At 49.8% G+C, this 23450-nt stretch carries 20 protein-coding genes; 18 read left to right on the top strand and 2 right to left on the bottom strand.

Annotated features, from left to right (window positions below; translation table 11 throughout):
- Positions 1-9 precede the first annotated feature (9 nt).
- From AC55FS_RS07830 to AC55FS_RS07750, 17 genes are all read left to right on the top strand, one after another.
- Complete coding sequence (locus AC55FS_RS07830; RefSeq protein ID WP_496935518.1) at positions 10-2178, top strand: DUF1800 domain-containing protein; 2169 nt, start codon at positions 10-12, stop codon at positions 2176-2178.
- A complete protein-coding gene (locus tag AC55FS_RS07825; protein ID WP_496935517.1) occupies positions 2178-3515 on the top strand; it encodes a DUF1501 domain-containing protein in 1338 nt (445 codons plus the stop codon). Before AC55FS_RS07830 ends, AC55FS_RS07825 begins: the two co-directional genes overlap by 1 nt.
- Positions 3490-4224 carry a hypothetical protein gene (locus AC55FS_RS07820; RefSeq protein ID WP_496935516.1) on the top strand — a complete coding sequence of 245 codons (735 nt, stop codon included), beginning with the start codon at positions 3490-3492 and terminating at the stop codon, positions 4222-4224. Before AC55FS_RS07825 ends, AC55FS_RS07820 begins: the two co-directional genes overlap by 26 nt.
- Before the next feature lie 233 nt (positions 4225-4457).
- Positions 4458-5945, top strand: a complete 1488-nt coding sequence (locus AC55FS_RS07815; protein ID WP_496935515.1) for a SulP family inorganic anion transporter — start codon at positions 4458-4460, stop codon at positions 5943-5945.
- Positions 5946-5968: 23 nt separating this feature from the next.
- Complete coding sequence (locus AC55FS_RS07810; RefSeq protein WP_496935514.1) at positions 5969-6817, top strand: universal stress protein; 849 nt, start codon at positions 5969-5971, stop codon at positions 6815-6817.
- 128 nt (positions 6818-6945) lie between these two features.
- On the top strand, positions 6946-7641 hold the full coding sequence (locus tag AC55FS_RS07805) for a hypothetical protein (protein ID WP_496935513.1): 696 nt from the start codon (positions 6946-6948) through the stop codon (positions 7639-7641).
- Positions 7642-7676: 35 nt separating this feature from the next.
- Positions 7677-7988: a cupin domain-containing protein gene (locus AC55FS_RS07800; RefSeq protein ID WP_496935512.1), complete on the top strand. Its 312-nt coding sequence runs from the start codon at positions 7677-7679 to the stop codon at positions 7986-7988.
- A gap of 563 nt (positions 7989-8551) precedes the next feature.
- Complete coding sequence (locus AC55FS_RS07795; protein ID WP_496935511.1) at positions 8552-8923, top strand: hypothetical protein; 372 nt, start codon at positions 8552-8554, stop codon at positions 8921-8923.
- Positions 8924-9401: 478 nt separating this feature from the next.
- The gene (locus tag AC55FS_RS07790; RefSeq protein WP_496935510.1) at positions 9402-9617 is read left to right on the top strand and encodes a hypothetical protein; all 216 of its coding nucleotides are present in this window, start codon (positions 9402-9404) and stop codon (positions 9615-9617) included.
- 503 nt (positions 9618-10120) lie between these two features.
- Positions 10121-10525, top strand: a complete 405-nt coding sequence (locus AC55FS_RS07785; RefSeq protein WP_496935509.1) for a DUF1801 domain-containing protein — start codon at positions 10121-10123, stop codon at positions 10523-10525.
- 55 nt (positions 10526-10580) lie between these two features.
- Entirely contained in the window at positions 10581-11186 is a 606-nt protein-coding gene (locus tag AC55FS_RS07780) for a LysE family translocator (protein WP_496935508.1), read from the top strand.
- Positions 11187-11755: 569 nt separating this feature from the next.
- Entirely contained in the window at positions 11756-13876 is a 2121-nt protein-coding gene (locus AC55FS_RS07775) for a COG1361 family protein (protein WP_496935507.1), read from the top strand.
- Positions 13877-14285: 409 nt separating this feature from the next.
- On the top strand, positions 14286-14870 hold the full coding sequence (locus AC55FS_RS07770) for a chloramphenicol phosphotransferase CPT family protein (protein ID WP_496935506.1): 585 nt from the start codon (positions 14286-14288) through the stop codon (positions 14868-14870).
- Between the two features lie 199 nt (positions 14871-15069).
- Entirely contained in the window at positions 15070-15510 is a 441-nt protein-coding gene (locus AC55FS_RS07765; RefSeq protein ID WP_496935504.1) for a hypothetical protein, read from the top strand.
- 314 nt (positions 15511-15824) lie between these two features.
- Entirely contained in the window at positions 15825-17555 is a 1731-nt protein-coding gene (locus tag AC55FS_RS07760) for an ABC-F family ATP-binding cassette domain-containing protein (protein ID WP_496935503.1), read from the top strand.
- Between the two features lie 93 nt (positions 17556-17648).
- Entirely contained in the window at positions 17649-18650 is a 1002-nt protein-coding gene (locus AC55FS_RS07755) for an NAD-dependent epimerase/dehydratase family protein (RefSeq protein WP_496935502.1), read from the top strand.
- Positions 18651-18678: 28 nt separating this feature from the next.
- A complete protein-coding gene (locus AC55FS_RS07750; protein WP_496935501.1) occupies positions 18679-19560 on the top strand; it encodes a GNAT family N-acetyltransferase in 882 nt (293 codons plus the stop codon).
- Between the two features lie 49 nt (positions 19561-19609).
- Here the strand turns inward: AC55FS_RS07750 and AC55FS_RS07745 are convergent, their stop codons facing one another.
- Together AC55FS_RS07745 and AC55FS_RS07740 are read right to left on the bottom strand one after the other, a co-directional pair.
- Positions 19610-20845, bottom strand: a complete 1236-nt coding sequence (locus AC55FS_RS07745; protein ID WP_496935500.1) for a glycerophosphodiester phosphodiesterase family protein — start codon at positions 20843-20845, stop codon at positions 19610-19612.
- Between the two features lie 379 nt (positions 20846-21224).
- The gene (locus AC55FS_RS07740; RefSeq protein ID WP_496935499.1) at positions 21225-22361 is read right to left on the bottom strand and encodes a putative solute-binding protein; all 1137 of its coding nucleotides are present in this window, start codon (positions 22359-22361) and stop codon (positions 21225-21227) included.
- A gap of 151 nt (positions 22362-22512) precedes the next feature.
- Here AC55FS_RS07740 and AC55FS_RS07735 point away from each other — a divergent pair, with 151 nt between their 5' ends.
- Entirely contained in the window at positions 22513-23448 is a 936-nt protein-coding gene (locus tag AC55FS_RS07735; RefSeq protein WP_496935498.1) for a TAXI family TRAP transporter solute-binding subunit, read from the top strand.
- Positions 23449-23450: the final 2 nt, after the last annotated feature.

The raw sequence follows: 23450 nt of genomic DNA, 5'->3' as shown, positions 1-23450 counted from the left end.
GAGCAGATTATGCAGTGGCTTACGGTAACCATATTAGCCATCGCCCTAATCGGGTGCGGTGGCGGATCAGGCGGTGACGGCGGCCGCTCAGGCAAAACGACTCCCACTACGGATAATGCCAACAACGATAACTCTGGCAGCGATAACTCCGGCAGTGATAGCTCTGGCGGTGATAGCTCTGGCGGTGATAGCTCTGGCGGTGATAACTCTGGCAGTGATAACTCTGGCAGTGATAACTCTGGCAGTGATAACTCGGGCAGTGATAACTCGGGCAGTGATAACTCGGGCAGTGATAACTCGGGCAGTGATAACTCTGGCAGTGATAACTCGGGTGGTGATAACTCGGGTGGTGATGGCTCAGATGATAGCGGGTCTGATAACGGCAGCGGCTCAGGTGACGATTCTGGCAATGAATCAGACGACGGCGACACCCCGGTGGCGGCACTCAGCTACAGCGATGCCTTTCATTTTCTCAATCAAGCCACCTTTGGCGCTACCCCTGAAGCTGTCGCTGAACTGCAAACGCTAGGCACCGACGCTTGGCTCAATCAGCAAATCTCTGGCCAGCCTGACTACATCAGCCCCTCTATGGAAACGCTGAAATGGCGCATGTGCCTATACGAGGTCAGCGGTCATGCAGGCGATAAAGATCTGGGCACCCCTAGTGTCAGCAACCCAACCTGGGCCATTCGCGGCACCCCGCAAGATAAACACGCCCGCCATCAGGCTTGGTGGAGCACGGTACTGCGCAGCGACGATCAACTTAGACATCGTATGGCGCTGGCGCTCAGCGAAATCATGGTGGTATCAGACCAGGGCAATGAAACCCTATATCGCCAGCAAACCGGCTTGGCACATTATTATGACACCTTGCTAAAACACTCCCTTGGCAACTTCCGTGAGCTGCTGGAGGCAGTCACCCTGCACCCGGCCATGGGCACTTATTTATCCCATGCCCGTAACGCCAAAGCCGATCCTGCCAAAAACACTCGCCCTGATGAAAATTACGCCCGCGAAATCATGCAGTTGTTTACCATCGGCTTGTATGAAATGAACCTGGATGGCAGTTACAAGCGTCGCAATGGTGAATTAATTCCTACCTACAGCCAAACCGATATTGAAGAGTTAGCACGAGTATTTACCGGTTGGATCTATGATTTCAGACCCAACGGCTATTTAAAGTGGTGGGTGTCTCGCTATGGCGGCTATCAGGGACAAGACGTGCGCCTACCACTCGCACCGATTGAGGATTACCACGACAGCGATGCCAAAACCCTGTTCGATGGCCGGGTCAATTTGCCAGCCGGCAACACTGCCCAGCAAGATCTAGATCTGGCCCTCGACGCGCTGTTTCAGCACAATAATGTGGCGCCTTTTATCAGCCGTCTGTTGATTCAACGTCTGGTTAGTTCCAACCCAAGCCCTGGCTATATTCAGCGCGTTGCGTCTGTATTTGAAAACAACGGCCAAGGTGAGCGTGGTGATCTGGCAGCGGTTGCCAAAGCCATTCTGACCGATCAAGAAGCCCTGTCTGCTAGCAACAGCAAACTGGTTCAGCCCATGCTGCGCATGGCGCGTTTATGGCGCGCCTTTCCGCTGAGTGCACAAAAACGTGAAGGCTGGGTATGGAACCCATGGCAGCCTGATGACAAAGACGTCGTCTGCAATCAGCCTGGTTACGAATACTTTGAACTGCACGCCCGTCATCGCCTGGAAGATTTGCAAGGCGCTTTAGGCCAAACCATCTTGCGTGCGCCATCGGTTTTTAATTTTTATAGCCCTGAGGATCAGCCTGCAGGTCCTGTATCAGAGCAAAACCTAGTGGCACCAGAGTTCACGCTAATGGGGGCAAATCAGTATATAGAAATGCAAAACTACTTCGATTTAATGCTCTATCGCACCACGGTTCCCATTGCCGAGCGCGACAATAATCAACGTTATTTGGCGCATATGAATATCGAAGTGCTGACTCAGCTAGCCGGCAATAATGAACAACTGATTGATACGATAAATCAGCTGCTGCTGGGCGGCGATATGTCTAGCGAGCTACACAATATCATTGCTGATTACCTTAACAGCCGTAGTTACAGCGCCGACATCAAAGGTCGGCGACAAAAAGCTCAGGATGCACTATCCCTGCTGATAGCGTCGCCGGAATTTATGCTGGAGGGCAAATAATGAAACGTCGTGACTTTATCCAACGCCTGATGACCGTTTCCGGCTCCGCTACCTTACTGGGTACGGGTACGTCCCTGGCTCTGATGGAAAAGGCAATGGCTGCTAGCAGCACATCCTTTAGCGATCATAAAAGCCTAGTGTGTGTATTTTTATTAGGCGGTAACGATTGCAGCAATATGATTGTACCAACCGACAGCGCCGGTTACGCCGACTACAAAGCTCATCGCAGTGCCATCGCCATCAACCAAGCATCTTTGCACACTTTGAATAACAGTGAATATGGCTTTCACCCAGCCATGAGCAGTCTGGCATCGCGCTTTAATAAGGGGCAGCTGGCCGTAGTAAACTCGGTCGGTGCGTTAATTGAACCTGCCAGCAAGGCCCAGGTGCAAAATGCTCAAGTGGCGTTGCCACCGAGTTTGTTTGCCCACAACCACCAGCAACATTTTTGGCACACCTTAGGCCCGATCAAGGTGACCGGCGGTCATACCGGCTGGGGCGGACGTATGGCCGACCTGTTTGCTTCGTCACAAGCCAATGTGCCGGCCGCATTGCGTATCGCCAGTGGCAGTCCATGGCTGGATGGAGTGAGTACCCACGCCTATACCACCGGACTCAACGGCGTAAACCGGCTGCAATACCAGCACGCCAACAGTGATCGTCGCGCCGCCTTGCAACGTTTACTCAACTCAGGCAATCAATCGGTAATGGGGCAGCAGCTTAAATACAGCATTAATCAAACCGTCGAGACCACCGACCAACTGGTCGATGCCTTCACCCTGGCGGCACAGCCGGGTTTTGACGCCAGCAATAGCTTTGAGCGCAAACTGCGCACCACAGCCCAAGGCATATTGGCGCGTCAACAATTGGGCGCCAAACGTCAGCTCTTTATGATTACCTTGGGTGGCTTTGACACCCATGCCAATCAGCTGGAAGGCCAAAATGGCCTGCTAACAATGCTGAATAATGGTCTGGAAAAGTTCCAGGCAGAAATGGACGCCCAGGGCTTAAGCGATAGCGTGACACTGTTTACTGCCAGTGACTTTGGCCGCACCATGACGGTCAATGGCGATGGCACCGACCACGCCTGGGGAAGCCAATGTTTGGTGATGGGCGGTGCCGTTAACGGCGGCAAATTCCATGGTACCATGCACGATACCACGCCTGGCGGCAGCTCTGACGCCGCCAAAAGTGGTACTGGTCGCTTTATACCCAACTATTCTGTCGACCAATATGCGGCAACACTGGCGCAATGGATGGGCCTGAGCGCGAGTGAGTGCCTAGATTTATTCCCGCACCTGGTGAACTTTAATGAAAAAAACCTGGCCTTTATTTAATCGCCTGGTCGCTTTATCCGCTGCCGTTGCAAGCCTGGTGGCTTGCGGCGGTGGTAGTAGCAGTGGCAATAAAAGTGAAAACAGCGATGGCATGGACACAGACACACCCACCATCACGGCTGCGCTAAACGTTAGCAGCCATCATGCTGACAGTGGTGTCGCTACCTTAGTGGTCGACTTTTCCACCAACCAAGCCGATAGCTTGCCACAGCTGATCATCGAAGAAGTGGGCAGCCAAACCACCCTGGTCAATCAGGCACTAACGCTCGAGTGCAACACCGACTGCAGCGCCACCTGGCGCGGCCTGATCAACACACCAGGTCAATGGCGAGTGCAGGTTGATTTCCGTGATGACAACCAAAGCGTGCTCAACATCTTGCGCGAGGTCCCTTTGGAGCTGGGTGAATGCTTGCGCAACAGCACTTTTTACCAGCATCACGTTCAGCCCGAACTGCAACAACATTGCATTAGCTGTCACGGCTTAGGTTCGCAAGGCGTGTTTGATCCACGCTGGGAGTGGTCGCAGTTTTCTCTGCTAATTGATGACTACGGCGACTTCTTGCACGAATTTCCCTCACAGAACACCAGCTATACCTTACTCGGTGAGGTACATAGCCACCCTGTAGAAGCACTGCCGGAAGACCAGCCCGGCTATCACGCTTTAATGCACCTAGTACAACGCCAGCAACAGGGCTTTGACTGCCCCTGACACGCCCCTCCAGCTGAGCAAAAAACAACCAGCTTCATTGCCAGCACGACCTCAATCTGTATAATCGCCGCTCCCATGCACACCAGCCCAGAGCCATTCTGCGTGCATGTATCTCAGCCACCGCATGGATGTTCAGTCGCAGTATTTTTGCCCCTGACCCGCGTGGACACTCAATCTGATTTTCAATTTTGGCCCAGTGGCCTGTTGGCACTGGACACATAATAGGAACCTTTATGCTTGCACGATTACGACAGGAGTGGTTCTCCAACGTCCGCGGCGATTTATTGTCCGGTACCGTTGTGGCACTGGCACTGATCCCTGAGGCCATCGCCTTTTCTATTATTGCCGGTGTCGACCCCAAAGTTGGGTTATACGCTTCTTTCTGTATCGCCGTGATTATCGCCTTTGTTGGCGGTCGTCCGGGCATGATTTCTGCTGCCACCGGTGCCATGGCGCTATTGATGGTGACCTTGGTTAAAGAGCATGGCTTGCAGTATTTGCTCGCCGCTACCTTGCTCACCGGGGTGCTGCAAATTGGCGCAGGCTATTTAAAGCTGGGCAACCTGATGCGTTTTGTCTCCCGTTCGGTGGTAACGGGCTTTGTAAACGCCCTGGCTATTCTGATTTTTATGGCGCAGTTACCTGAGTTGACCGACGTCACCTGGCATGTCTATGCCATGACAGCGGCCGGTCTTGGCATTATTTATTTGTTCCCTTATGTGCCCAAAGTTGGCAGCTGGTTGCCATCACCTTTGGTGTGCATATTGACCATGACCGCCGTGTCGATTGGCTTTGGCTTGGATATTCGCACCGTGGGTGATATGGGTGAGCTGCCCGACACCCTGCCGATCTTCCTCTGGCCAGAAGTGCCAATGACGCTGGAAACCCTGTGGATCATCCTGCCCTACTCCATTTCACTGGCCGCCGTCGGCCTACTGGAATCTATGATGACAGCCACCATTGTCGATGAATTGACCGACACCGACAGTGATAAAAACCAGGAGTGCAAAGGCCAGGGCATTGCCAATATTGGTGCCGGTTTACTCGGCGGCATGGCCGGCTGTGCCATGATTGGCCAATCAATTATTAACGTTAAATCCGGCGGTCGCGGACGTTTATCGGCCTTTACCGCCGGTCTTCTGCTGCTGATCATGGTGGTGTTTTTATCCGACTGGGTCGGCCAAATTCCAATGGCGGCATTGGTGGCGGTGATGATTATGGTGTCCATCGGCACCTTCTCTTGGGAGTCGATTCGCAACCTGAAAGAGCACCCTATGTCGACCAATATCGTGATGCTGGCGACAGTCGCTGTGGTGGTGGCCACCCACAATCTGGCATTGGGTGTGTTTACTGGGGTATTGCTGGCTGCACTGTTTTTCGCCAACAAGATTGGTCGCTTTATGGTGGTTAAAAGCGAACAACCTAGCAGCGATGAGCGCCATTACGCCGTAGTTGGCCAGGTCTTTTTCGCCTCTTCCGAAGCCTTTATGAAATCCTTTGATTTCCGCGAAGCAGCCAGTAAAGTCACTATTGATCTGACGCAAGCGCATTTCTGGGACATTACGGCAGTATCGGCATTAGATAAAGTCGTGATCAAATTCCGCCGCGAAGGTGCCGAAGTTGAGCTGGTGGGCATGAACGAAGCCACCGCCACCATTGTTGACCGCTTTGGCATGCACAACGATCCGGCTGAGGTTGAAAAACTCATGGGTGGCCATTAAGCCGCCCTTTTAAGGAGAAACACATGAGTCATATTGTTGCCTGTATTGATGGCTCCAACGTCGCCCCCTCGGTGTGCCAGGCCGCGGCCTGGGTCAGCCAACGGCTGCAAACGCCACTGCGTTTATTGCACGTGTTGGAGCGCGACAGTAGCCATCAAGATAATCTGTCGGGCAGCATTGGCCTGGGAGCGCGCGAGCATCTGCTACGCCAACTTACCGAGCTGGATGAGCAGCGGGCGCGCTTGGCATTGGAGCATGGTAAACATATTCTCGAAGACGCCGCCCAGTTAGCTGAGCAGCACGGCGCACAACAGATAGATACTTTGCAACGCCACGGCGGCGTGGTAGACACCTTATTAGAGCAGCAGCCAGATACGCGAGTATTGGTGATGGGCCGCCAAGGAGAAATTCATGCCAGTTTGGATCATAGCCTGGGCTCTCACCTAGAAGCTGTGGTTCGTGGCTGTGATAGCCCTCTGCTAGTGACCGTAGGCGAATTTAAAACGCCAGAACGTTTTATGGTGGCCTTTGATGGCAGCGACACCGCCAAAAAAGCTCTAGATGCGTATTCGCAAAGTCCGCTGTTACAAGGTTTGCCTTGTCATTTAGTGATGGTCGGCCACGACGACGATGCTCATCAGCAACAGCTCAATCATGCTGCCACGCAATTACAGGCCCAAGGCTTTGATGTTACCGTGGCGACATTACAGGGTGAGGTGCAGCCGACACTGTCGCAGTATCAAAAAGAACACCATATCGATCTGATGGTGATGGGGGCTTATGGCCATTCCCGTATTCGCCAGTTTTTTGTCGGCAGCCATACCCGCACTATGGTAAGCCAGAGCGATATACCGCTGTTGTTGTTGCGTTGAAATTGGTGTTAATTGCTGCGCGAGTAGTTATTCTATTGGCCTGAAAAACCGCCCAGTGCTTGCAGCAGTGGGCGGTTTTTTTATAGCTGGTAATCTTCATTCAAAAAACTTCTGTAGATAGATGTCGTATGAACAGTATTCTTAAGCGCGCCATTTTAAATAACGCACGCTGGTGCAACCTGGTGTGCAGCGCTGCAGGAGCCAACGGCACCTTCTACTCAGACGCCTGGGTTACTACTGCGAGTGTTTCTAAGTTTTATCCCAATATCGTTTCTTTAGAGGATGGAAGCTCGCTGCTAGAGCATATCCACTCTCTTATCAACGCTGGTTTACCTGGATCTTGGGGTATCAAAGACAGCTTTGCCAGCTTAGCACTCGATAGTCTAGGTTTTACACTGCTATTTGATGCCGACTGGTACTGGCGGAAACCCCTCCCCACGAAGAGCTCAGATTCAAGCTGGCAACGCGTACTCTCACCGGCTGACTTATTACATTGGGAACGAGGCTGGGCAGGCGATTCAGTACTTACTACCTCGAGAACGTTTACCGAATCATTGCTTCAACGGGAAGAGGTTTTATTCCTAATTCGCACAGAGGAAAGTGGCACGACGTCGGGTTTAATTGCAAACTACAGCGATGGTGTTGTCGGAATATCCAATGTCTTTGGTGCAAGTGACATCGACTTAACTCAAGCATTGGCAACCGTCAACAAGTATTTTCCAGAGGCACCTTTAGTCAGTTACCAGACAACAGAATACAGCAGCCCCTTAACCAGCGTAGGGTTTAAAACAATGGGACCACTGCGGGTGTGGTTAAAAGATTAAGTGCGATATCCCCACTAATTGTTATGGAGACAGGAATGAAGATTATTAGAGCAAAAGACTTTGTGGCCAAGCGTGCTTGGGATGCTCTTGATATCGCCAATATGAATAGCATCACCACCCGCCTTCACTGGACCGATACACCCTACCAATGGCACACCAACGATGGCGAAGAAGTGTTCGTCGTATTGGATGGCACTGTCGAAATGTTCTATCGCCAAGATGGTGTAGAGTTATCCACAATACTGGAGACTGGTGATATATTCTTTGCTTCTATCGGTACAGAGCATGTGGCACACCCCAAGGTTGCCTCGAGAATTCTGGTGATTGAAAAAGAGGGCAGCGTATAACAAACAATCAGCTGATTGTGTTTAAAAGCTATTTCTTGGCACGCATCCCCAACCGCTTGCCTGTATTCCCCTGGAGCAGTAGCTTAAACTCCAATTAAATCGATCCGTTAGAATTTGGCATCCTAAGTTTTGAGACCAGCTGCTTAGTGGATAGCAGGCATACATCCCCAGGAATAAATACCCTACAGAAGGAGGTATCCTGGATCAAATCAAACCCTGCTATGGATTCATTCTAGTGATCGACATACTCTTTGAAACAATACTTCCCACACTGGGTAGGCTTCTAGGTTACATAATCTTAGAGCTATTTGGACAAGTTATTTGTTACAGCACTGGGTATACATTGGTAAAGATCTCCACTCTAGGGAAGCGACCAGCAAGGTATATAACAGCCAGCAGTGGAGAACCACAAGGCGCAACATTAATACTGATATGGCTTCTGTTTTGGATTTTAGTGGTTGTTTATGGCCTATTAGTTTTATATAAATGAGGTATTTTACACACCATTTAAGAACACTCCGACATTTAGGGGTAAAAACAACCTCAACACGGAGAATCGAAGGATGAATCAATACAGCAAGGACATTATTGAAACTATCAGAGCAATGGATTCGTCACCTGCTGCGGATTGGCTTATAGAAAACCAGCAAGGCAATGCATGCATCTATGCCTCGAAGAGAACCTGGAAGAAAGAAGATCAGGTAAAACTAGCAGCGTACTACCTAAAATCTGCTCCTCACACAAGTGGAAAATGTTATGATTCGTTATTAACTATCATGCCCATTCGAAGATTTATTAGCGTGCTAAAAGACTACTTACCTACCAAAAAAAATGATATCGATCTACTCTGTTATTATCTGTATCCAGCACTAGAAAAGCATGTGAAAAATGATAAAGATAAGGCTATAGTTGCTGACCTTAAAAATTCAATCTAGCTATAACCAGAAACTAACAATATTGGGCTTCGGATTTAGCTCACTCTTACCGAAAATTCGTCAACTACAAATGCCTATGCTAGATCATATAAAAAAAGCCTTTCCATCCGTAGTGAAAAAAGAACTGTCAGATGATTATATAAGGGCTCATACCGATCCGATGTGGGATACTCCACCAATCCCACTGATCAGAGCTATTCCGCTATACATGCTTTGGTGCATTGAACACAGTTCAGAAGAGAGTGAACTGATCTTTGATTATACAATCAGTGCATTGAACAAGTATGCAAGGGCGAAGACCCCTGACATTGAATGGCAAAACTTCAGATTTCACTGTACGCCAGAGCAAATAGAGGCAGTTAAAGCCTTTCTTTATTGGTGTCAGACTTCACTATCTCATGACTATGAGCCAACTCTATCGAGAGCAATAAAAAATTGGGAATCAATCAGTTAAACTGTACTATGATAGAGAGGGTCTATGACAGATAAAACATCAATAGAGACACCAGTTTTTTACGGGGTTGAAGATGAGAATATTTTCTTTTTCTGCATCTACAATCTACCAGGGTTCAAATCTTTGACGGGAAAGGGAACAAGCTTAAATATAGAGTTCGAAAATAAAATCAGCGATGACGCTATCGAGCAGATCGACGTACTCATTCAAAGGTGGAACACCAAAAAGTCGCAACGCTGAACTTGTTACAAAACCCGAGTCTGTAAGCCAAATAGCTGTACGCTCACCCAGGCTGCCCACTCCTTAACAGGCTGCTTGTGCCGGTAATGGCTAGCTGCCTGGACGGCAGCGCCAGACGACATCCTGCCAGGATACAGGCTATTGACGTTGCGGCCACCACAGTATTGGCAATGAAGGGATACGACATGTCCAACTCAAGGTAGGTTGAAAGCCATCTACGTCGTTTCTACTGCGTTAAACAACTCCCAAAAATTCTCACTGACTGCAGGTCAGCTGTGCTTGCCGAGGGCGCCTTCCTCTCGCTTTTTGCCTTGCAGAAAAGGCCTGCATTCGTTCGTCCACCCGGCGAGGGATAACCTAAAGAAAGGCATAGGACTTGATACCTGAATGCAATTTGTATTGCTGCCACATAAGTCCATTAACATTCCGCCATCCCGCCTTAAAGCCTGATACTATGAAAGCTCCATCCGCTATTACATACATCAGATATGAGAACGCCAGCAATGGACCCTGTTGTTAAACAGCGCTTCGAGCAATATCCAGCTGCTGCAAAGGCCCGATTAGAGGAACTGCGCAGCTTAATCTTTCACTGCGCCACGGAGCTGGGCATCAAGAAAGTCGATGAGTCGTTAAAATGGGGAGAGCCCAGTTATCATGCAAAAACCGGCAGCCCTATTCGCATCGACTGGAAAGATAAGTCGCCCAATCACTACTATCTGTTTTTTCACTGCAAGACCAAGCTGGTCGATACCTTTCGTGAACTCTACGGTGACAGCCTAAACTTTGAGGGCAACCGTGCCCTGGTACTTAATCTGAGTGATCCATTACCTGTGGAAATGATCAAGCACTGCTTATCACTTGCGCTTAGCTATCATCAGCGCAAACACCTTCCACTGCTGGGTGCATAAGCCTACACTGTGACGGCATCAGCCTTTGTACTAAAAGCATTTTTGGAGATTCAGCATGTCATTCGAGAGCTTTATCGGGCTATTTTTCGCCATGACTCTAGTAGCTGCCCTTCCCGGCCCTGCCGTGGTGGCTATCACCGCAGCCTCCATAACGGGTGGGTTTAAGCGCGGTTTTGCTATGACACTGGGCCTAGTGATGGCTGACTACATTTTTATTTTGCTGGCCGTCTCGGGCTTAACGGTCATTGCCGAAGCACTGGGTCCTGCTTTTGCGGTACTGAAGTATGCTTGCGCCGGCTATTTGATTTGGCTGGGCATATCACTGTGGCGCTCGAATCCAACTTCTGATGCGCCTATGCCTAAACGCTATGGCTCAGACATAGTGTCAGGCTTGCTGTTAACACTCAGCAATCCCAAAGCCATCTTGTTTTATATTGCTCTATTTCCTGCGTTTGTTGATGTAGCGGCCATTACTACAAGCGATCTGATAGTCATTTTAGCGTGTGCCACTCTGGCATTTGGCAGCGTCAATCTGGCATATGCATACCTGGCTAGCCAAGCAGGTGAAAAACTTAAACGCTCGAGCAAACTGGGTTTCTTTCAAAAGGTAGCGGGTGTCGTTATGGCTTCAGCAGGCCTCTCCGTTGCTGCCAAAGCCTGATTCTGGTGGCTATGGCATTGCCCCTAGCCACCAAACCATTCAACACAAACACTTTCCCATAACGCCATTGAGTGATTGTTTCAGTCTTCAGCACAACATTAAACCTTACAATGCCGGCAAGCACCTCGCTGTAGACTGAGAGGAAAAAAGTGGCAGAATATTGATCTGTCTTTTGCCACTTAGGCTAAATCCAGATTAGTTGATTTATTTTTATCCGAGCAATGGATGATATTCATCAAATAGAATAAGACCGGACAATCACCGTAAAGCACTTATAACCCCAAACGATTAACTTACTATAAACACAAAAAGAACACCAAACCCTGACTAAATTGACACATTTACAACCAACAAACACCGATGTTTTATACAACTATAAACGTATTTATTAGACCCATTTCTACTATTGGATTTATGTAAAAACTCACCCACCCATGTGATTGACTTTCGTGCCCTAGCAGCGGTAATGCCAACCAACGTGATCTAGCGTTTATTACCTGCGATGTATCTGGCCAGACACCCGTCTCACCAATCGCTCTACTCGCTATAGTCCACATGGAGTCAAGGATATGAATAAAGTGACTGAACAACTTTTAAATAGATCGATCAATAGGCGACTATTTGGCAGCCTTTCGGCATTAACTGTCGCGCTACTGCTAAGCACACCAGCAAGCGCTCAACCACAAATGGAAGCCGGCTGCATGGAAGAAACGGCGGGCTTTAATGTGCAGTGCTCAGCCAACGATATTCAGATTGCTGGCGTCGCCAGCAATCCAGATGGCAGCCCTCAGCTTGAAATCCTGGATGATGGCTGCGCCTATCAAGGCGATACCGTTGAATTTATCGCGACCTTTGAGCTGGTGTCTTCTGCGAAAGAACGCCACGATATTGGTATTTATTTTGTTACTGACGGTGACCCTCAGCAGGATGGTGCCATCAGTGGCACTTGCAATATATCGACCCTGCCCTATCAGCCAGATCCACCCTGGCTCGATTTAGATGGCAGCAATGATCCCTACCCAGGCAGCAATACACCATCAGGTGTGCAAGATACCTGTGGCGATATCGATAAACCCGGCCACAATCCACTCTACCCTACCGTTACCCTCACTGCTATTTGCGTCGACCCAGACCAAGACGGCAAACTCAACTTGCCCTACTGTACCAGCTGGCGTCAGGCTGGCGCCAACGAGTTGTGTACCGTGCCCACGGACGCCTTCCCAGGCTCACCGTCCAAATGTAAATGCGATGATGGATTCAATGTGCCTATCGATGTGCCACCAGCAGAGTTGCACGTTAATAAAAGTGCATCACCGACACAGTTAACCGAGCCTGGTGGACAGGTGACATTTTTGGTCTCAGTCACGAACACTGGCGTTGACCCGAATAACTCCGTTACGTTAGATGTATTAACAGATGATATTTACGGCGATATTACCACCGCAGGTCACGATGGCATTGTTGCCACCAGCTGTACCCTGCCGCAAGTGATTCCAGCAGATGATCGCAACCCAGGTGGCATAGACACTTATAGCTGCCAATTCAGCGTGAATCTCACTGGCAATGCTAATGACGTTGAAGTGGATACTGTCACCGCCAGCGGTACAGACAGTAATGGCAACAGCCTGTCCGGTAGCGATACTGCCACCGTCACATTGCTGGATTCCCTACCGGACCTTCAAGTGATTAAAACCGCCTCTCCTGAACAGCTGGCAGAACCCGGCGGCCTGGTAAACTTTAATCTGACGGTTAATAACACCAGTCCAGCAAGCAGCGATGCCGTGATTCTTAATACCATCCTCGACAATATTCATGGTGATTTAAATGGCCAGGGCGACTGCTTGGCAGGTACAACTGTACCCGCTGGAGGCAGTTACAGTTGTAGTTTTAGCGCCCAGGTCAGTGGCAACTCAGGTGATTCAGAAACCGATACGATCACTGTCTCGGGTGTCGATGATGAGGGCAACCCCGTCAGTGACAGTGACTCAGCGACGGTGCTGATCCTGAACGTACCGTCCGCCATTGTCATGAGCAAAACTGCATCGCCAACACAAGTGTACGAACCAGGTGGCAACGTAACCTACAGCTACACCATTACCAATACATCACTGGTCGACACTGTCACCATCAACAGCTTGCAAGACGATATTCTGGGCGACTTAAATGGCCAGGGTAATTGCAGCGTGCCTCAGCTTATTGCCGTCTCCGGCTCATACAGCTGCACAGTTACAGCCTGGGTCAGCGGCAATGCAAATAGCTCGATTACTAACGTGGTAACTGCCAGCGGTATCGATGACGACAACGAGCCCGTCTCGGCCATGAGCGATGCGACCGTTAACATAGAGAACCAACCACCGGCAGCCAGCGTCACTAAAACCGCAAGCCAGGCACTGGTAACCTACCAGGTCATGGTAAAAAATGATTCCGATGCTGAAGCACTAACTCTAACCACACTGAGTGATGATCAGTTTGGTGACATTACCCAAATACAGGGCAAATTGTCTTCAACCACCTGCAGTGTGCCCCAGGTACTGCAACCCGCGTTGCAACCCGGCTACAGCTATAGCTGTAGCTTCGAAGCCCTGGTCGATACCCCTGTACATAGCAACACAGTGACAGCAACCGTGGTAGACGATGACGGCTCAGCCCCCATCACCCCCAACGCAAGTGCCACAGTGACATTGCAATAATCAACAGACCGACCCAACCAGCAAAGGGCCTTCACGGCGGCCCTTTGCTTTTTATCGCACCAATTCCTACGATAAGCATCCATTTAACGACATAGCTGAACTAGATGGTCATCGCATCAAGCTACTTACTGTTTATATTACTGCCAGTATGGGTATGTAGTGTGGCGAAAAACCTGGACATCGCATCCATCGGGCCACTGATTCCTGCCACCTGGCTGCTCAGTTCAGTTATTCTACCAGTGCTATTTCTAAGGACCGTCAGCGCATCATCTGTGTATCGCAAGCTAATCGCCGTCTTACTTGGTGTATGTGTCGCCTATCTACAGTTCATCAGTTACATGATTCTGGTGCCACTATTTGGTTTTGCCAGCGTCGGATGGCTCTAGTTTTATTTCAGGGGTAGAAGCGTATGCCAGTGATTATTCTGAATGGCGCATCCAGCGCAGGAAAGTCTTCCATTGCAAAACAGCTACAAGCCTTACTGCCCGATTATTACCTGCATCTGGGCATTGATACCTTTATAGCCATGATGCCAGAAAAGAGCAATCAGTTAACGGTGGCCAACAAAAAGGCAGATGGCTTTTATTTCAAAACAGTGCAGCAAGATGGCGAAGTCCTGCAGCGTATTAAAAGTGGAAGTTACGGCAAGAAAATTAACCAGGCCTATCACACCAGCGTTCAGCAGTTAGCGCAAAGTGGCTTCAATATTATTGTTGATGACATTATGAACGGTAAAGTTGAGCAAGACATCTGGCAGAAGGTTTTGTCAAACATCGAAACACTGTTTGTCGGTGTTCATTGTGAGACCTCAACATTGGTGCAGCGAGAGCGTCAACGCCAAGACAGAGTGCCAGGGTCTGCTCGCGAACAAGCTGGACGTGTTCACTTGGGTGTTGAGTATGACCTTGAAATATCCACGACAACGTCTTCCCCCCAGCAATGTGCCAAGCTGATTGTGCAGTTTCTCAAGCAACAGCCACAGCACAAGGCTTGATACTTTTAGTATGGAATAATCCATGAATTTAGTCCCCTGGATCACCCGGCGCAAAGCCATCACCGTCTTTCAAACCCAGCTTAAGCGCAAGCTCTCTGACGACTGGGGAAATAAATCAAAATACAGTGCTAGGGCCTGTTAACACTATTTAGCTCTTTGCTGCTGGCAGTTAGTTTTTTTCTTGAGTAAGGCATGAGGCGTGTGGTTTAACGGGTTAAATAAACAACGAATAACGCGACTCAGGGAAAAACGGACGCCAGCCCTTCGGGGTATGGCTGAAAACCACTCAATCTGTGTTGCTCATCCTTCATTTAACTCGTTAAACATCACTCTTCACGCCTTGGTTGAGGGGTTTTCAGTTCATAACAGCGTGATCGAAATAGTGTTAACAGGCCCTAGCCAAGTCAACGACACGATTCAACAACATTTCCCTAGGCTCTGCCGCTACCAGGCTTATGCCATCTATATGTGGGCTGGCAAGACTCAACTGGATAAGTATGCCGCCGACAACGGCCTCACAATAAGTTCAATGGATATCCGACAACACCTATTATCGGCGCAGTCAGTGCCTCAAGCCTCTGCCAGCGACAGCGGCGATTGCCCAGCTATCGATAGCCCGCAGGATTCAGATGGCGGCTAAACTGCCCGCTTGACAGATTCTCGCTTGAAAGAAAGCTGATTGCTCGATTGAATAGAGCCGACTGAAAATCCGCCTGGTAAAAGCCCGCTGCGGATTGGCAGCGACAGGGACTCAGGTTACACTGTCCCATTCATTCACCCAACAGAGGAGCTCCGCATGCAGTTTACTGCATTTATGTGCGTACATTGTTACGCATATCACCTTGGAGACCCACGCACAGCGATTCTGGCCGTTTAACGCACAGAGTTCGCTGATCTCTCTATACATCTCAGTGTTCATCTGTGCTTCGTTTTTGAATTGCACACAGGTGAGTTATGTCTTTAATTTCGTTAATTAATGTGTCCTATCAAGCGGGCACCAAGCCTCTTTTTGCCCAAATTTCGACCTCGATTGAACACGGCGACCGCATCGGTTTGGTTGGCCACAATGGCTCAGGGAAGTCCACGCTGCTCAGTTTAATGGCAGGCGATATCGAGCCTGATGAAGGCCATTTACAGCGCCAACGCGGACTCGTGATTGGTCAGGTGGAGCAGTTTTTGCCCGATGCGCTCAGCCAATATCGGCTAATCGATGCCGTAGTCGACGTATTGCCCGTCGAGCGACAAACCCAGGAGCGCTATCAGGCGGAAAACATTCTGACTGAGCTTGGTTTTACTGAGAAGCAATGGCACATACCTATGTCGGCTTTAAGTGGCGGGCAAAAAAACCTGGCGCTATTTGCTCGTGCCATGTTATTGCAGCCTGAACTGTTACTGCTCGATGAGCCTGGTAACCATATGGACAGCAGTGCTATGTGGCAGCTTAAACGCTACTTGCAAAAACCGGATACACCCGGATTTATCATGATCTCCCACGATCGTGATCTGCTCGACAGCGTCACCAACCGGACGCTTTGGCTACGTGATGAGCGTATTTATAGTTTTAATGCGCCCTACTCTGACGCCAGAATAAAACTAGAGCAACAAGATGAAGCTGCGGCCAAAACCCGTAAAGCCGAAGAGCAACACATCGATAAACTACAGCGCAGTGCCAAACGCTTAGCCCATTGGGGCCAAGTGTATGACAACGAAGATTTGGCTCGTAAAGCCAAATCCATGGAAAAACGTATTGAACGCCTCGAAGCCAACAAGACCTTTGTGACTCAGGGCACAGGACTAGCCCTTAGCGTCGACACCGAGCTGTTAAAGGCGCGACAGCTATTTATTATGGAAAATGAGCAGGTTAGCGCACCAGGTGGTTCTTTGTTATTTCATGTTGAAGAGTTGGTTTTGCGCCCGGGTGATCGAGTTGCCTTATTGGGCGTCAATGGAGCGGGCAAATCCAGCTGCATTCGCAGGCTGATTGAAGCGCACTTAACGCCACACGATCAACAGACAACGACACGCTTTAATCCCAATGTGCGCCTAGGATACTTTGATCAGGAACTGGAGCAATTCGCTGTTGAGCAATCCATCCAAAGTTGGGTCAGTCAACACAGCCAAGCCTGTGATGACGATATTCGACAAGCCTTGATTCGCTGGGGTTTTCCTTACCTGGACCATAGCCGCTCAGTACGTGTGCTTAGCGGCGGTGAAAAGGCGCGGCTGTTATTATTAACCTTTCAGCTCGACCAGCCCAACCTGTTAATCATGGATGAGCCCACCAACCATATTGACTTACAGGGTAAAGAAGAGCTGGAAGCCGATTTGATACAGGATGGTTTATCCTTGCTGTTTACCTCCCACGATCGCCACTTTATTGAAAAAGTTGCGACACGATATTGGTGGATACAGCAAGGAAAACTGATCGAAATTCACGATTTACAGCAGTACGACTGTGCCTTTAACAGCGAGTATCAAACTCAGGCTGAGGAGAATAAGACACAACCATTGCTGAAAGGCTCTACTGCAAACCCGGATTCGACAGATCAACTACTAGAGCGAGTCATAGAACTGGAGCAGCTATTGTCTGATGACCGTAGGCGAAAACCCAAGTTCCAAAAGCCTCAACGACAAGCGCAATGGAAACAAGAGCTTGATGCCCTATTAACACAACTTGATGACTAGAAGTGCTCCCCGGTGGCTCGCATAGCCGCACCACCGGGAACCTAATCCCATAACACCGCACTAACACCATCATTAAAGGGAGTTTAACTGTTTATGAAGTTACTGATTTTAGGCGGTACCCGTTTTCTTGGCCGCCACTTGGTCGACATCGCCTTACAACGAGGCCATGAGGTCACGTTATTTAACCGTGGCCACAGTAACCCTAAATTGTTTAATAACGTAGAAACAATCATTGGCGATCGTGATCAGGACCTCAGTGCACTACAGGGCCGTCACTGGGATGCTGCTATTGATACTTGTGGCTATTTTCCGCGCCAAGTACGAGCATCCGCACGCCAATTGGCTGATTCCGTTGCACACTACAGTTTTATATCCAGCATCTCGGCCTATCGTGATGGCATGCCAAATTGGTTTGATGAAAGTGCTCCATTATGGAAACTGGACACCCCTGAAGTCGAGCAGATAACGCCACAAACCTACGGTGGCTTAAAGGTATTGTGTGAGCAAGCCGCCAACGCTGAAATGCCAGGGCGAGTTTTGGTGATTCGCCCAGGGTTAATTGTTGGCCCAAACGACGAAAGCGATCGTTTTACCTATTGGCCACTGCGCCTAACACGCGGCGGTGAAGTATTAGCGCCAGGCAGCGCCAATGCTCCGGTACAGTTTATTGATGTTCGCGACCTTGCGCTCTGGAATATCATAATGGCCGAGCAGCAAAACACCGGCATTTTTAATGCAACCGGGCCTCAGCAGCCGTTAACGATGGGTGAATTTTTCGATCAGTGTCAACAGGCATTGGCGATTGAGGCCAATCTTACCTGGGTGAACGACGATTTTTTGCTGCAGCATAATGTGGCTCCCTATACCGATATGCCGCTTTGGATTCCGCCAAGCGATATCGCATTCAGCACCGCCAATTGCCAACAAGCATTTGCAATGGGCCTTGCTCTACGCCCACTGGCTGATACGGTGACAGATACCCTGGCTTGGGCAACTTCTGCTACTGACAATACAGCGTTACGCGCCGGTTTATCGGCCGAGCAAGAACAGCAACTGTTACAGGCTTGGCACCAGCTTGCCGAGCTACCAGCCTAATTTAGTAGCCTGATGGTAAGGTCACATTATGGAAAACACGCTTCTTCAAATAAAAACCATGACACCAGAGCAGGTCAATACCGCCGTTGGCTGGGCCGAAGCTGAAGGCTGGAATCCTGGTTTGCACGATGCGAGCTGCTACCTCAAAGCCGATAATGGTGGCTTTATCGGCGGTTTTTTACAGGAGCAAATGATCGGCTGTATTTCTGCGATGCGCTATAGCCATGACTTTGGTTTTATTGGCTTTTACATGGTTCAGCCGCCTTATCGCGCTCAAGGCTACGGCATACAATTGTGGCAAGCAGCCATGCAGCGCCTGCAGGGCTGCAATATCGGCCTTGATGGTGTCACTGAGCAGCAGCACAATTATCAGCGCTCGGGCTTTAAACTGGCCTATCGCAATATTCGCTACCAAGGGCTTGGCGCAGGCCGCCAGCTTGATGAGCCAAACCTTGATAGCCCAAGCGTAGATACCGAAAAATTAGTCCCGCTGTCTGAACTGGCCTTAGATACATTGCTCACTTTTGAGCAAGACTTTTTTCCTGCAACACGCCACAGTTTTACCCAAGCCTGGATCGAGCAGCCAGATAGCCGAGCTTTGGCTCTGGTCCATAATAATGTTGTGCAAGGCTATGGCGTTATTCGCCGCTGTCACACGGGTTATAAAATCGGGCCATTATTTGCCGATACTGCCGACGGTGCCGATACATTATTTCAGGCTTTGATTGCCACCATCGGTCCTGAGCAGCCAGTATTTCTCGATGTGCCAGAAATCAATGAGCATGCGATGGCGTTAGCTCAGCGCCATGGTATGCAGGTATCTTTTGAAACCGCCCGTATGTACAGCGGAGAAACACCGGATATATCCGTTGCTAGGACCTACGGCGTAACATCCTTTGAAATTGGCTGAGAGCCGAGAGACAAGTGCACCCCATTGCCAGGGTGCACTCTGGCACTATTTAGCGCGCTTCCATGCCCATACAGCTGGCATAGTAGGTTGCGGTACCGGCCCAATCCGAGAATACCCCGATAACACCGACATCCTGCGCCAGCACATGCAGTAACTGCAGCTGGTCGCCATCGTTATTAACAACATCGTTAATGCCTTGATAATACCAGCCACCTCCCGTATTTAAATGACCCGAACGTTCTAACGTCCAGGTAATCAGCTGCAAGCCTGCCGCTTTGGCTTGCTCAGCATAAACCGACGGAACCATGCGGCCGTTCTCTTCTCGAACCAACATCCACATAGGCGGGGCGAGAATTTTTACGCCATCAGCAGCCAGTTGCTGCATACTGGGCTGCCAGCTTTGCGGATCGGTGTGATCGAATTCAGCATCGTCATAGCGGTCATCCAGAAAAACGGCCTGGGCGCCAAATTGTGGATTTTCTGCTAACCACTGTTTAACATCGGCCAAATTAAAGGACTGCATCCACACATCCTTGGCAGGCACGTCGGCATCAATATATTCCTGCAGCATTTTGCGCGCGTAATCCTGCTGACTAAAACCATCAAATGGCATAGTCACACTGGGACTTTTCAGTTCGGGGGTCATGCCAACACCTAACTGCTTAAACAACTCGATGCTTTCTTTATGGGTCATTAGCGTACCGCGACTGGCATATAAGTCCGTACGCCAGTTGGCGGTGCCATCGAGATATTCCTCGACGTTGCTCGCCTGCGGATTAGCCGCATCCATCTTGCCTTGCAGGGTTTTAAACTGCGCCAGGGTAATATCACTGGTACAGCATTTGGCACTGGCCGGTTGCTCACCCTGTGCAGGAGTAAAAGGCTCACTGCATTGATCCGCCAGATCCGTTGCTAAAATGTTGGTGGTGGTATGCAAATCACACTGTGAATGGCGACAAACCAGTTCTTTATCTGCGGTAAAGGTTACGTCACACTCGATAATACCCGCGCCCATTTTTGCTGCAGCAACATAGGATTCGCGCGTGTGCTCTGGATACTGCATCGGTGCACCGCGATGGCCAATGGAAAAATTGGTGCGGTAAAAGGGGCCATCCTCACAAGCTTGCAAACGCTGCTTCAGCTCACCTTCATCCATATCGTTCACCAGAAAAAACGGCCGAGTACCGATTTGTGCATCGTTTCGACTGGAGTTTGAGTTATTGTCACTGCCGCAGGCAGCCAACAGGCTGCAAGTGAGCAGCAGCCAGCGTTTTGTCATCAACATATCTACTTCCTGTTAAATAAAAGCCCATTAAGGCAAAACTAGGGCCTGTTAACACTATTTCGATCACGCTGTTATGAACTGAAAACCCCTCAGTTAAGGCGCGAAGAAGAGTGTTTAACGAGTTAAATGAAGGATGAGCAACACAGATTAAGGGGTTTTCAGCCATACCCTGAAGGGCTGGAGCCCGTTTTTCCCTGAATCGCGTTATTCGTTGCTTATTTAACCCGTTAAACCACGCTCCTCATGCCTCACTCAAGAAAAAACTGACTTCCAGCAGCAAAGAGCTAAAGAGTGTTAACAGGCCCTAGGGTGCACTACCCTAGGGCCAAACTTTTACCGATTGATGACACACTGTCTACTGCACCAGAGGTGTATTGCATTATTCGAGTTTTGCGCTGCACTCAGGGTGAACCGGCTCATATTTACAACGAATCCGGCGCTGCAAACGCAACATATCAGCGTCGTAATAACCTCGATCACGTAGCTCAATGCGCGCCTGTTGCATCAGGGTTTGATATTCCTGCTTATCGTCCAGGCTAATATCAATCCATAAATCCTTGGGAATATCGCCGGTTTGCTGTACCACACGTTGCTCAATTTCATCCAGGCGACGAGCAAAATCCTCACGTACCAGCTGTGCTACTTCTCGCGGAAAAGCCTCTTTTCGGCCGACCAGTTGCAAAGTTAGCTGTGAAAAGGGGTAATCGACTATGCCACCGTCATTTCCCAGGCCGTGATACAGCTCCATTACGTGATAGGCCACCAAAGGAGCTGGCAATACATCCACAAAACCATTATTAAATTTACTGCCGGCGCTGACGATGCTGGTAGGCACAGGATTTCCGCCCAGCCCCAATACCATTTCCGCCTGTACTGGGTCGTAATCCATCACCGCAATGCGCTTGCCCGATGCCTTTGCCAAGGTACTAATAGCACGGTCATTAACAAATACGTAAGCAGCGCCCATTGGCGCGACCCCCATCACCACGTAAGGGCCCTGCTCCATGCGCCCTGCCATCTTCGGGCTGGCCAGTACCTGTAATAACGTTTGCATATGCTGCTTGGCTGGAATGGCGCCAACCGCATCAATGGTGCCAGCAAATCGATTAAACTCACGCGCGCGAATACCGGTAAATAATGCCGCGTCACATTGACCGGCTTTTAAATCGTCGGTGAGCACACTTTCATTGGTGTAGGCTTGCAGTTGAATTTTTACGCCCAGAGCCAGTAGTTGAGACTGCTGATCTTGCGCCGCCGCGTACACTGGCCCGTTTCGCCCCATCACATCCCATACACAAATGCTGCGCTGCGGTAGCTCATCGCCTTGGCTCAATTCAGGATACAGTGCTCGAATCGCCGCGATTCGCTCTTCCTTAGGCAGCTTAGGATTCATGGCAGTGGTCGATAAGGCGTCCAGATCGGTGCTTTGTGCTTGGCTGGCTGGCGCTACGAGCGTCATTAAACCAGACACTACACCAACCCCTAGCCAAAAGTTACGCAGCTTTGCGAATACCATTATGCTGATTCCTTTATTATTGTTTGCTGCGCCTGTACCTGAGCAGTGCCCGCCACAGGCGGTGATAAACTGCCACTGCGCATCGCAGTATGACCGACATTCACCGCCACTATGACAGAAACATAGCGGCCGATCATCACGGAGAGACACCATGACTGTGCTAAAACGCTTACTCAGTGCCACCTTGCTCGCACTGGCATTGCCAGCATTGGCCAATGACAATTACGCCATTGGCACCGGCAGCCAAAGTGGTACCTATTATCCTTTAGGCGGCATGCTGGCGAAAATCTGGAGTGAACATATTGATGGAGTTAATGCCCGTGCAGAAGTGACTGCCGCGTCGGTAGAGAACGTGATTAAAGTCGCCACCAACAAGCAACTGGCCGGCATTGCCATGGGCAATGTTGCACTAAAGGCGCATTTAGGTGAAAAACCCTTTCCACGGCAAATGCCAGCCAATGTGTTGTTTGCCCTGTATCCTAACGTGGTCCAAATCATGGTACCGGCAAAGTCCGATATCACCAGCATCCAGGACCTTAAAGGCAAACGTGTTTCACTAGGAGCGCCCGGCTCTGGCACCCGCGTTAGTGCGCTGGCTATCTTAAATATTCTTGGTCTACAAGAAGACGATATTCGTGCCCAATCACTAAACTACACCGCCACCACAGAGGCCCTGGCCAACGGCCAAATTGATGCAGGCGTGATTGTTGGCAGTTTGGGCGTAGGAGCCATTACCGAACTGGCATTAAGTCGTGACATTCGAATTTTGTCCTTTAACCAAGGTGAGCTAGATGCCATCAGTGCAGCTGCCCCTGCCTATATGAGTTATCAAGCTCCAGCTGACACCTACAACAAAGTACCCGCCTTTACCGCTCCTGCGGTATGGAACGTGTTGGTGGTTAACCCCAACCTAGATGAACAGCTGGCCTATCAAATGACCAAAACCGCCTATGAAAATATGGCCCAGATCACCAAAGCCATTGATGTCGCCAAATACATTACCCCTGATAATGCCCGCCAGCTTCAGGGAGTCCCTTTGCACCCCGGTGCATTGCGTTATTTAAACGAAATTGCCGATGCACAATAAGG

This window comes from Bacterioplanes sp. CLAM21, assembly GCF_059641015.1.
Note: the sequence above shows the minus strand (reverse complement) of the source record. Positions and strands in the feature narration are given on the sequence as shown.

Excerpts from the sequence above, each read along its gene's own strand:
- AC55FS_RS07830 (WP_496935518.1), top strand. The coding sequence starts at position 10 with ATGCAGTGGCTTACGGTAACCATATTAGCCATCGCCCTAATCGGGTGC.
- AC55FS_RS07825 (WP_496935517.1), top strand. The coding sequence starts at position 2,178 with ATGAAACGTCGTGACTTTATCCAACGCCTGATGACCGTTTCCGGCTCC.
- AC55FS_RS07820 (WP_496935516.1), top strand. The coding sequence starts at position 3,490 with ATGAAAAAAACCTGGCCTTTATTTAATCGCCTGGTCGCTTTATCCGCT.
- AC55FS_RS07815 (WP_496935515.1), top strand. The coding sequence starts at position 4,458 with ATGCTTGCACGATTACGACAGGAGTGGTTCTCCAACGTCCGCGGCGAT.
- AC55FS_RS07810 (WP_496935514.1), top strand. The coding sequence starts at position 5,969 with ATGAGTCATATTGTTGCCTGTATTGATGGCTCCAACGTCGCCCCCTCG.
- AC55FS_RS07805 (WP_496935513.1), top strand. The coding sequence starts at position 6,946 with ATGAACAGTATTCTTAAGCGCGCCATTTTAAATAACGCACGCTGGTGC.
- AC55FS_RS07800 (WP_496935512.1), top strand. The coding sequence starts at position 7,677 with ATGAAGATTATTAGAGCAAAAGACTTTGTGGCCAAGCGTGCTTGGGAT.
- AC55FS_RS07795 (WP_496935511.1), top strand. The coding sequence starts at position 8,552 with ATGAATCAATACAGCAAGGACATTATTGAAACTATCAGAGCAATGGAT.
- AC55FS_RS07790 (WP_496935510.1), top strand. The coding sequence starts at position 9,402 with ATGACAGATAAAACATCAATAGAGACACCAGTTTTTTACGGGGTTGAA.
- AC55FS_RS07785 (WP_496935509.1), top strand. The coding sequence starts at position 10,121 with ATGGACCCTGTTGTTAAACAGCGCTTCGAGCAATATCCAGCTGCTGCA.
- AC55FS_RS07780 (WP_496935508.1), top strand. The coding sequence starts at position 10,581 with ATGTCATTCGAGAGCTTTATCGGGCTATTTTTCGCCATGACTCTAGTA.
- AC55FS_RS07775 (WP_496935507.1), top strand. The coding sequence starts at position 11,756 with ATGAATAAAGTGACTGAACAACTTTTAAATAGATCGATCAATAGGCGA.
- AC55FS_RS07770 (WP_496935506.1), top strand. The coding sequence starts at position 14,286 with ATGCCAGTGATTATTCTGAATGGCGCATCCAGCGCAGGAAAGTCTTCC.
- AC55FS_RS07760 (WP_496935503.1), top strand. The coding sequence starts at position 15,825 with ATGTCTTTAATTTCGTTAATTAATGTGTCCTATCAAGCGGGCACCAAG.
- AC55FS_RS07755 (WP_496935502.1), top strand. The coding sequence starts at position 17,649 with ATGAAGTTACTGATTTTAGGCGGTACCCGTTTTCTTGGCCGCCACTTG.
- AC55FS_RS07750 (WP_496935501.1), top strand. The coding sequence starts at position 18,679 with ATGGAAAACACGCTTCTTCAAATAAAAACCATGACACCAGAGCAGGTC.
- AC55FS_RS07745 (WP_496935500.1), bottom strand. The coding sequence starts at position 20,845 with ATGTTGATGACAAAACGCTGGCTGCTGCTCACTTGCAGCCTGTTGGCT.
- AC55FS_RS07740 (WP_496935499.1), bottom strand. The coding sequence starts at position 22,361 with ATGGTATTCGCAAAGCTGCGTAACTTTTGGCTAGGGGTTGGTGTAGTG.
- AC55FS_RS07735 (WP_496935498.1), top strand. The coding sequence starts at position 22,513 with ATGACTGTGCTAAAACGCTTACTCAGTGCCACCTTGCTCGCACTGGCA.